Source organism: Streptomyces sp. NPDC059668 (assembly GCF_042734135.1).
Lineage (GTDB): Bacteria > Actinomycetota > Actinomycetes > Streptomycetales > Streptomycetaceae > Streptomyces.
Window position 1 is genome coordinate 71,429 of the sequence record NZ_JBHWEL010000010.1, and the last position, 6,508, is coordinate 77,936.

Genomic DNA, 6,508 nt, shown 5'->3' on the forward strand with positions numbered 1-6,508 from the left:
TGCACCTCCGGCTGCGGGCCTCTACTTTGCGTATCTGCTGTTGAGCAGATTGCCACCAAGGTGCTTTCTACCGCTGGGAAACAGCGGATATGCGCTGGGTACGGGCCAGTTCGGGGATCCGGGGTGTACCGGGACCCCTCTCACGCGCCCGCGCGTCCCGTAGGCGCATACCGCACGCATATGCCCCGCACCCCCGAATGCGGCCGCGCGGGGCGGCGGAGCCGTGTCGTCGTCCGGACGTACGGCCCACCGCCCCGCGCGAGCCAGCGGCTCCCGAACCGGATCCTGGGGACTGCGGTGCGGCGCTGGGTGATGCCGGGATGGTGCGGCGGTGCTGGGTCCTGCGGGTGGTGCGTGCGTCGCGCGGTTGGACGCGGCGCGGCTGGTGCGTACGACGGTGCCTGCTGGTGCGTGCCGTGGGACTGCGGCTCAGTGGACCACGGCGCGCGCCATGGAACCGTGGCGCGGTTGCATCGGAACACCATGGGCGGGTTCCGGTGCGGACCTGACGCCGGCGGTGGCCGGACGGCCTGCCGGTGCCGGGCTGCGGCGCGGTTGTGCGACCGCACCGTTCTGAACGTCCATGACCGCGTGGGCCACGAGGCCGCCCATGGGGTCGTGTCGGATCAGGTCCCGCAGCCGGGAGCGGGACGAACGTCCCTCATTACCCGGATACAGGTGCTTGCCGAGACCGACCGCATGGGCCAGCGCGGCGAGCGCCGCGGTCCGCGGGTCCGGCGGTACGCCGGTGCGGATCGCGCTGTCCAGCCGGGACCTGATCTCCCGGCTGATCTCCGTGTCCGTCGCTTGGTAGCGAGTCGTCGGAAGCACCCCGCACATCTGGCCGGCCACGGCATGCACCATGCCGCACCTCTCCAGATGCGAGAGGTAGGTCTGGCGAAGTCCCAGTCGGGGCCCGCCAATCCAGTTGACCGCGCGTACGGGTGCTCCGCGCCGGCGAAGCAGTTCCAACGCACAGTCCAGTGTTGGATCTCCAGTCGGCCGTGGTGCCACCACGGCGATACGATCCCCGTCTGGGGCTATCCGTCCGGCCAGCGCCAGCTCTACTAGCTGTGCTCCGGCCAGACCGAGGTCGAGCGACTGCGGCTGTGCGGTGGTACCCGTGGTCGGGTCCAACGCCAGCAGCAGAAGCTCCTCCGGAAGTGTTCTGCGGCTCCTGCCCATCCATGCCTCCCCGCGTGGATGAATGACAGGGTGACCCCTCTCACAATGGTCTGTCGAGAGTGCGTGACCGGTTCGTAGTGGAACCGGCAGGTATGTCGTTCTCGTCTACCGCAGGGGTTAAGCCCGCACACAGGACACTGGTACATGGTTCGGACAGCGATGTCCGGGCAGCGGGTCAAGGGTTTCACGGTTCGTTGGGCGCCCGGTGGGTGGCGCACGGAGGAGGCATCGGTGGCGGGCGAGTCCCCCGACAGGTCGAAGCAGCACGAGTCGTCGGCGTCGTCGGCAGAAGCGACGTCGGGGACCCCCGCCGCGGTTCCGGGGCCGGTCCGGTCCGCCGCGGCCGCAGCGGCGGACCCCCGCCTGGCGGTGGCCCGTGAGCGAGCCGCCACGGTGCGGGTGGATCAGGCCACGGCGGTGTTCTCGACGCGGGCGCCGGCGGAACCTTCCGCCGCGTCCGGGGAGAAGGTTTCCACGGGGGCCGGGGAGAAGGTCTCCGGCGGTTCCGGGGAGAAGGCTTCCGGCGGGGCCGAGAAGGCTTCCGGCGGTTCCGGGGAGAAGGGTCCCGGCGGGGACGCCCGGCTGCGGGCCGCGGTGGCCGCGTGGGTGTCGGGCGCGGACGAGGAGGAGTCCGAGGTTCCGCAGGAGGCCGCGAGCGAGGCTGCGGGCGCCGAGGAGGCGGAGGAGTCCGCCTCGGCGGCGAAGGGCGCGGAGACGGCGGCGGAGGACTCGGAGACGGTCGACGCGGACGGGGACGCGGACGCGGGGGCGGAGAAGGACGCGGAGGCGACGGCGGACGCGGAGGCCGGAGCCGAGGGCGGGACCGACGGCGGTGCCGGAGACACCGGGGGCACTGGAGGCGCGACTGACGGAGCGTCAGCCGACGATTCCGCGGCCGACAACGATGCCGAAGGCGGTGTCGGGGCCGGTGCCGGGGACGGGGACGACGTCGAGGCGGACACGGATGTGGACGCCGACGCCGAGCCCGCGGCCGCCGGCGAGGGGAAGGCGGCGGCCGGGACGAAGGCCGACGCCGACGCCGACGCCGAAACCGGGTCCGACGCCGGTGACGGCTCCGCGTCCGGTGACGAGCCGGTCGAGGACGCGAAGCCCGGCTCGAAGTCCGACGTGAAGCCGAGCCCGAAGGACTCTCCTGAGGACTCCCCGAAGAGCTCGCCCGAGGACTCGCGGGACGACTCCGAGGACCCGAAGGACTCCGACGGATCAGCGACCCCTTCGAGCCCCGCGGCCTCGGAGCCGCCCGTCGACCAGCCCACCGCCGTCTTCAAGGCGCCGCGGCGCCCGGCCGTGGACCAGCCCACCACCATGCTCAAACTGGGCGACGCGAGGCCGGGCGCGAAGGCGGACGGCAAGGCGGATGCCGAGCCGGACGCGAGGACGGCCACGGACAAGGCCGCCTCCGAGCCCGCCGCCGGATCCACCGGGACGCCGACGGACAAGCCCGGTGCCAAGCCCGAGGCGAAGACCGGAGCGAAGACCGGGGCGGAGCCCGAGGCCGAGCCGAAGCCGAAGCCGAAGGCCGAGGCCGCGGCCGAACGCACCAGCAGATTCGTCGCCCTCAGGTCCCTGGACGAGCAGGCACCGGCGAAGCCGAGGGCGACCCCCGCCGACGCCACCGCCGTCGTGCCCCAGGTCGGGCCCGAGCGCACCACCCAGCAGCCGCTTCCGCCGAAGCCGCCGCTGGACCTGCTCGCCGAGCTGACGAACACGCCGCCGCCCCCGCAGACGCCGGTGCGCACGCTGGTGCGCCGCGTCAAGATCTGGACCCCGCTGGTCCTGCTGCTCGTGGTGATCTTCGCGATCGCACAGGCCGTACGTCCGCTGCCGAGCGCGGCTCTCGGGCTCACCGCCGACTCCACGTACACCTTCGAGGGCGGCACCCTCGACCTGCCCTGGCCGGGTCACGGACAGTCGGCCATAGAGGTCGACGGCGTCGGCAGCCTCGGTACGGACGGCAAGCAGGCACCCGCTCCCATCGCGAGCGTCGCCAAGATCATGACGGCGTACGTGATCCTCCAGGAGCACCCTCTGAAGGGGAGCGAGGGAGGCGAGAAGATCACCGTCGACCAGCAGGCCGAGGACGAGTCGAAGCTGCCGGACGAGTCGACGGCCGCCATGTCGAAGGGGCAGCAGTTCACGGAGCGCCAGATGCTCCAGATGCTGATGATCCCGTCGGGCAACAACGCGGCGCGGCTGCTCGCCCGTTGGGACTCCGACAACAAGTCCTTCGTCGCCAAGATGAACGCCGCCGCCGAGAAGCTCGGCATGACGAACTCGACGTACACGGACCCGAGCGGTCTGCAGAAGACGACGGTGAGCACCGCGACCGACCAGCTCAAGCTGGCCAGAGAGGTCATGCGGAACGACGTGTTCCGTGGCATCGTCGGCATGGCCAGCGCCCAGATCCCCGGCCTCGACAGCAAGATCTACAACAACAACGACCTGCTGGTGAAGCAGGTCGGTGTGATCGGTCTGAAGACCGGCTCGTCGACCCCCGCCGGCGGCAATCTGGTGTGGGCCGCCACCAAGACGGTGAACGGCAAGCAGCAGACGATCTACGGCGCGGTCCTCGGCCAGAACGCCGGGACCGGCAAGGTCTGGGACAGCCTCCAGCTCGCCCTCACCAACAGCCAGAAGCTGATCGACAAGGTCCAGAAGAGCCTGATCTCCGCCACGGTGGTGAAGAAGGGCGACGTCGTCGGGTACGTGGACGACCAGCTCGGCGGCCGGACCCCGGTCGTCGCCACCAAGAACATGACGGCGGTCGGCTGGCCGGGTCTGAAGACGAAGCTGTCGATCGGTGCGGGCGACAAGACGGTCCCGCACACGGGCAAGGCGGGCGAGACCGTCGGTGTGCTGACGGTCGGCGACGGCTCCAGCCGCGCCGTCCAGATCCCCGTCGCGCTCCAGAAGGATCTCGCCGAGCCGGGCTTCGGGGCCAAGCTGACCCGCGTGAGCTGAGCGGACGTACAGGTGAGCGATCCGGCGGACGCGCTCGTGGCGGCGTACGCCGCGAGCGCCCCGGAACAGCACGCGAACGCGCGGTGAGCACCGCGCGAACGTGCCGCACCCCGTCGGGGGCGCCCACCGGGGCGCTCCCCGGCGGGGTGCGTGCTAGCGTCGCGAGATCGGGGCAGGTCGCGGGCCGCGGGTCCCGGGGCGAGCGCGAGGAAACGGGACACAGGAGTGCCTTGTAGTGGCGACAGCGGAGCCGACACACGCCGACGACGCCGATCCGGGCCCCGGGGCGGGCTCGCGAATACGGCTGCCCGCGCCCTCCGCCGACGCCGAAGGGCCGAACGGAGCCGACCGGCCGAACGGAGCCGACCGGCCGAACGGAGCCGACCGGCCGAACGGAGCTGACCGGCCGAACGGAGCCGGCGGACCGAACGGCGCCGGCGAGGACCTCGGGACCCGCGCCGTCCGGCTGAGGCTCTTCCTGGACCGGCACCCCGTCGCGGTCGTCACCGCGCTGGCGGGGCTGCTCCACCTCGCATGGTTCTTCTCGTTCGCGAACAGCGGCGGGGACCTCGCGGCGCAGGACGCCTGGGCGGAGTTCGTCGGGCGGCATCCGGACTCCGCGTACAACCTCGCCTGGTACGGCGGTATGCACCCGGTGTCGTACAGCGTGGTGTCGCCGTACCTGATGTCCGTGCTCGGTGTGCGGACCACGATGATGATCGCGGGGACGCTCTCCGCCGGGCTGCTGACGATGATCCTGATCCGCAGCCGCGCGGTACGCAAACCCCTGTGGCCCGCGCTCGCGGGAGTCTTCGCGCTGCTGTGCAACGCGGCCTCGGGCCGCGTCACGTACGGCCTGGGGATGGTGTTCGCGCTCGCCGCGGCCGCCGTCGTCTTCTGCTGGCCCTACCGCTGGCGCCACAAACGCTGGGCGAAGGCCCTGTGCGCGGCGCCGCTCGCCGCCCTCGCCACCGCCGCGTCGCCGGTGGCCGGGCTGTTCGTCGGTCTGGTCGCGGCGGCCCTCTTCCTCCAGAAGCGGCGCCCGGGGGCGTACGCGCTCGGGATCGCGCCGACGCTCGTCGTGGCCGCCTCGGCCTGGCTGTTCCCCTTCTCCGGGACCCAGCCCATGTCCATCGGCTCGGCCTCGCTGCCGTTCGTCTACTCCGTGCTGGTCTTCGCGCTCGTGCCCAAGGAGTGGAAGACGGTACGGATCACGGCGGCGGTGTACGGCCTCGGCGTACTCCTCGTCTGGCTGATCAGCTCGCAGATCGGCTCCAACATCACGCGGCTGGCGATGCTGTTCGCGGGGGTGGCGCTGCTGGCGGCCCTTCCCTTCACCGTGCCGAGGACGCGCAAGTGGTACGTGACCGTCGTCGCCTTCGTCGGGTTCACCGGGTGGATCGGCTTCAAGTCCGTCGACGACATCGTGCACACGACACCGGCGGCGTCCTGGGCGCGGGAACTCGCCCCGCTGGTGAACCAGCTCCAGGTCGTCGGTGCCGAGAAGGGCCGCGTCGAGGTCGTCCCGGCCCGCTCCCACCGTGAGGCGTCCGCGCTCGCGCCGTACGTGAACCTCGCCCGCGGCTGGAACCGGCAGGCCGACATGGAGCGCAACCCGCTCTTCTACGACGACACGCTCAACTCCGCGAACTACCACGAGTGGCTCCAGCGCTGGGCCGTCCACTACGTGGTGCTGCCCAAGGGGGAGCCGGACGGCAACGGCGGCGAACGCGAACGTGAGCTGGTCCAGCGCGGCATGCCCTATCTCCGGCAGATCTGGGGCGACGCGAACTGGCAGCTCTTCGCGGTGACCGATCCGACGCCGCTGGCCGACCCGCCGGCCGTCGTCGACCGTGCCGAGCAGGGCGAGCTGACCATCGAGGTGAAGAAGGCCGGCCGCGTGCTCATCCGGGTTCCGTACTCCCCGTGGCTGGGCCTCGTCGACGCCGAGGGCAAGAGCGTGAAGCCGCCCCAGGAGACGGAGAGGTCCAAGCACCGGGCCGAGGGCGTCCCGAAGACGTACGACAACCTCAACGGCTGCCTGATGGAGACCCAGGAGAACGCCTCCGGCGACAAGTGGACCGAGCTTCTGGCGCCGGGTCCCGGCACGTACCGCCTGGCCGCGCCCTACCAGCTCCCCCGGGGTACCCCGTGCCCCGAGGAACTCCGCTGACCCCTGGGGGCTGCGCTGCCCCAGGGGCGAGGCCGAACCTCACAGAACCGGAACGGGGGGGGGGGGGGGGGGCGCGCGCCGCCCCCCCCCCCCCCCCCCCGCGCGCCCCCCCCCCCAAGCGCCCGCGCCCCCCCCCCCCCGCGCCCGCGAGCGGGGGCGCGGGAGCGC

3 protein-coding genes are annotated in these 6,508 nt (G+C 72.1%); 2 read left to right on the forward strand and 1 reads right to left on the reverse strand.

Annotation, left to right across the window (positions count from 1 at the left end; translation table 11 throughout):
• Window positions 1-429: 429 nt before the first annotated feature.
• Window positions 430-1,185 carry a GPP34 family phosphoprotein gene (locus ACFV2J_RS10640; protein ID WP_385083968.1) on the reverse strand — a complete coding sequence of 252 codons (756 nt, stop codon included), beginning with the start codon at window positions 1,183-1,185 and terminating at the stop codon, window positions 430-432.
• Window positions 1,186-1,416: 231 nt separating this feature from the next.
• Between ACFV2J_RS10640 and ACFV2J_RS10645 the strand changes: the two genes are divergently transcribed.
• Entirely contained in the window at window positions 1,417-4,167 is a 2,751-nt protein-coding gene (locus tag ACFV2J_RS10645) for a serine hydrolase (protein WP_385438162.1), read from the forward strand.
• Window positions 4,168-4,402: 235 nt separating this feature from the next.
• Window positions 4,403-6,340, forward strand: a complete 1,938-nt coding sequence (locus ACFV2J_RS10650; RefSeq protein WP_385082246.1) for an MFS transporter — start codon at window positions 4,403-4,405, stop codon at window positions 6,338-6,340.
• The last annotated feature ends 168 nt before the right edge of the window (window positions 6,341-6,508 follow it).

Excerpts from the sequence above, each read along its gene's own strand:
- ACFV2J_RS10640 (WP_385083968.1), bottom strand. The coding sequence starts at position 1,185 with ATGGGCAGGAGCCGCAGAACACTTCCGGAGGAGCTTCTGCTGCTGGCG.